This window comes from Mesorhizobium sp. M0571 (assembly GCF_040320985.1).
Lineage (GTDB): Bacteria > Pseudomonadota > Alphaproteobacteria > Rhizobiales > Rhizobiaceae > Mesorhizobium.
Map to the genome: position 1 here is coordinate 1 of NZ_JAMYQT010000118.1, position 3,187 is coordinate 3,187.

A 3,187-nucleotide genomic window follows, 5' to 3' on the forward strand; every position below is an offset into this window, starting at 1 on the left:
TTGTTCGTGAGCGTGACGAGCACCCCATCTTGCCTGAGGGCTATGCACTGGGGAGATTTGCCGCCTGATTTGCGGCAGCGAGGAGCGCAGGCGCATGGAGTGGGAGGACCCTGATGCCAGTCATCAAGACAGTCATCAAGGCAGGCATGAAGAGGGTCACTATCGCCGGGTCGAGGTGATCACAGGCCGGCGGAAACGGCGCAGCTGGACGCCGGCGGAGAAGGCGCGGATTGTTGCGGAAAGCGCGGAGCCGGGCGCCAACATCTCGGCTGTCGCGCGGCGTTGGGGGATCAATCGAGGTCTTCTTTCGGTCTGGCGACGGCACGTGGGGCTGGTGCAGGCGAAAGCGGCTGCGGAGACGACGCCAGCCCTGCAGTTTGTGCCAATTACGATCGCGGGCGAGGAGCGACAGCTCGAGCATAGTGACGCACGGAATAAGGAGGCGCCCAGGTCGACCGGTCGGATCGAGCTCGAGATCGGTGAAAGCCGCCTCGTCCTGACGGGTTCGGTCGATCCGGCCCTGGCGGCCGCCATCGTGGGTGCCTTGCGTGTGCCGCAGTGATTGCGTTAGCCGGCGACGTGAAGGTGGTGGTGGCGACGCAGCCGGTCGACTTCCGCCGCGGCATCAATGGCCTTGTTGCCCTGGTCGCCTCGGCTCTTGCAGCCGATCCCTATTGCGGTGACGTCTTTGTCTTCCGCCCCAAGCGCGGCGACAGATTGCGCCTTCTTTTTTGGGACGGAAGCGGCATGGTTCTGGCCTCGAAATGGCTCGAATCGGGGCGCTTCACCTGGCCGCCGATCCGCGACGGCCAGGTCCGGCTGACGCGCGAGGAGTTCGCCCTTCTGGTGGCTGGCCTCGACTGGACGAGGGTGGCGAAGAAACACGTCAAAAGACCGGTCAGAGCGGCGTGAAGTGACTGGATTTGCTTGAAGATTCGGGGTCGCCTGGTAGGGTTGATCATGTCGCCCCGCCCTGATTCGTTGCCATCGGATCCTGCCGAATTGCAGAGAATGGTTCTGGCTCTTAAAGCCGAGAACGCGGAGCTGCGCGTCTATGCCGATCTGCTTCGGCAGATGATCTTCGGGGTAAAATCGGAGAAGCTGGCCGTGCTCGATCCGGTGCAGATCGCGCTCGATCTCGGTGACCTCTGCGAGGTGCCGGCCGCGGCCAACGACGATGCCGTCGAAGACAAGGATCGGCCGCGACGCAAGCACCGGTCGGCGTCGCGCAACATGGGTGCCCTGCCGAAGCATCTGCCGCGCTGCGAGGAAGTGATCGAGCCGCAGAGCGCGGTCTGCTCGTGTTGCGGACTTCCCCTCCATCGCATCGGCGAGGATATCAGTGAGGCCCTCGATATCGTTCCGGCACTGCTACGCGTGATCCGCACGATCCGGCCCAAATACGCCTGCCGGGCCTGTGAGGCCCATGTCGTCCAGGCGCCGGCGCGAGCGCGAGTAATGGACGGGGGCATGGCGACGACGGCGCTGGTGGCGCATGTGGTCGTCTCCAAGTTCGCCTGGCATCTTCCTCTCTATCGCCAGTCGCAGATCTTCTCGGGTTACGGCATCAATCTCGACCGTGGCACGCTCGGCGGCTGGGTCGGACGGGCCGCCTGGTGGCTGAGGCCGCTTTACGATCGCCTGCTTGCCTTCATCCGCTCGCAGCCGCGGGTGTTTTGTGACGAAACGCCTCTGCCGCGACTTGATCCGGGACGCAAGCGGACGAAAGTCTGCCAGTTGTGGGCGCAGGCCGTCGATGATCGTCCCTGGCAGGGACCGGCACCGCCGGCAGTCGGCTATGTGTTTGCAGAAAGCCGGGGAACCGGAGAGATCGAGGCACAGCTTTCAACATTCGACGGCATTCTGCAGGTCGATGGCTATGCGGCCTACAAGAGCCTGGCGAAGCGGCGGCGCAAGAGCAATATCGCACCCTTGCAGCTTGCCTTTTGTCTGGCCCATGCTCGGCGCAAGTTCGTCGAGGTGGTCAAGACGACGGGCTCGAGCGAGGCGCTGGCGGTGGTCGCCGCTATTGCCGAGATCTACCGGATCGAGGAATGCATCCGCGGCATGAGCGCCGAGCAGCGCCTGTCGGTGCGCAAGGCCGAGAGCGCTCCGCTCATGGCGGCACTGAAGGAGCAGTTGGAGATGCTGATCGATGAGGTCTCGGCCAAGTCGTCGCTCGGCAAGGCCATTGCCTACACGCTGGCGCATTGGCATGGGCTGATCGCCTTCCTCGAGGACGGCCGGATCGAAGTCGACAGCAACGTTGTCGAGCGTTCGCTCAAACCAGTTTGCCTGACGAGGAAGAATAGCCTCTTTGCCGGATCCGCTCGCGGTGGCGAGACATGGGCGGTGCTGGCATCACTGGTCAACTCGGCACGGCTCAATGGTCTCGATCCCGAAACCTGGCTCGCCGACGTGCTCGAGCAGATCGTCTCGGGTTCCATTCCGGTCAATCGGCTCGACGAGCTCTTGCCGTGGAATTGGAAGACGGACCGGGAAGCACGGGGCCAACTGGAGCGTGTGGCGGCATGATCGCTCGTCGGTCAAGGGGGCCCGTCGCCGCTCGGCCCGCTGCGGCGTCCTCGATTGCGCCTTCGCGCCCGATGCTGGACGATGCGGCCTTCGAGACGTTCCTGCACAAGCAGCGGCCGCATCCGCCGGTCTTCGGCATGGATGGGCTCGACGGCTATCTGACTGCGCTCATCATCGGTCCGCGCTTTATCGACCCGCGCCAATGGATTCCTTTGTTTGCAGGCGAGCAAGCGTTGATGGCGCTCGAAGGTACAACCGAGGCGCTCGCCGTTCAGACGCTGGTTGCCAACTATAACCGGATCTCGGTCGGGCTCGGCGAAACGCCGGAGACCTGGCGTCCGCGCCTTGCGCGACAGGAGGACGGCACATTCGACGCCTTCGAATGGTCGACCGCCTTCCTGCTTGCCACCGGCTACGCCACAAGGCTCTGGCGCCCCGTTCTCCACGGCCATGCCAAGACCGGCGACATCATCGCCCCGATCCGGGATACAACGGGGCTGAACTCCCGTCTCGACGACGCGGGCGTCGCAGCCGTTGCAAAGGCGGTCGTCGCCATCCGCTCGTACTTCATGCCCAAGCGGGTCAAAGCGGCCCGCATCTGAATCCTGCCTCTGTCAAGCAAGGACAGTCGTGCGGTGCTCGTGACGCTTAC

General features: G+C 64.1%; 4 protein-coding genes. All 4 read left to right on the forward strand.

Going from position 1 to position 3,187, the window contains the following annotated elements; genetic code table 11:
* Positions 1-94: 94 nt before the first annotated feature.
* The 4 genes from tnpA to NKI85_RS37490 all read left to right on the forward strand — a co-directional run bounded on the left by tnpA (position 95) and on the right by NKI85_RS37490 (position 3,137).
* Positions 95-562 carry an IS66-like element accessory protein TnpA gene (tnpA, locus tag NKI85_RS37475; RefSeq protein ID WP_352466296.1) on the forward strand — a complete coding sequence of 156 codons (468 nt, stop codon included), beginning with the start codon at positions 95-97 and terminating at the stop codon, positions 560-562.
* Positions 559-912, forward strand: a complete 354-nt coding sequence (tnpB, locus tag NKI85_RS37480; RefSeq protein WP_352466297.1) for an IS66 family insertion sequence element accessory protein TnpB — start codon at positions 559-561, stop codon at positions 910-912. Before tnpA ends, tnpB begins: the two co-directional genes overlap by 4 nt.
* 48 nt (positions 913-960) lie before the next feature.
* Positions 961-2,535 carry an IS66 family transposase gene (gene tnpC, locus NKI85_RS37485; protein WP_352780890.1) on the forward strand — a complete coding sequence of 525 codons (1,575 nt, stop codon included), beginning with the start codon at positions 961-963 and terminating at the stop codon, positions 2,533-2,535.
* Positions 2,536-2,606: 71 nt separating this feature from the next.
* Positions 2,607-3,137: a UPF0149 family protein gene (locus NKI85_RS37490; protein ID WP_245436463.1), complete on the forward strand. Its 531-nt coding sequence runs from the start codon at positions 2,607-2,609 to the stop codon at positions 3,135-3,137.
* Positions 3,138-3,187 lie beyond the last annotated feature (50 nt).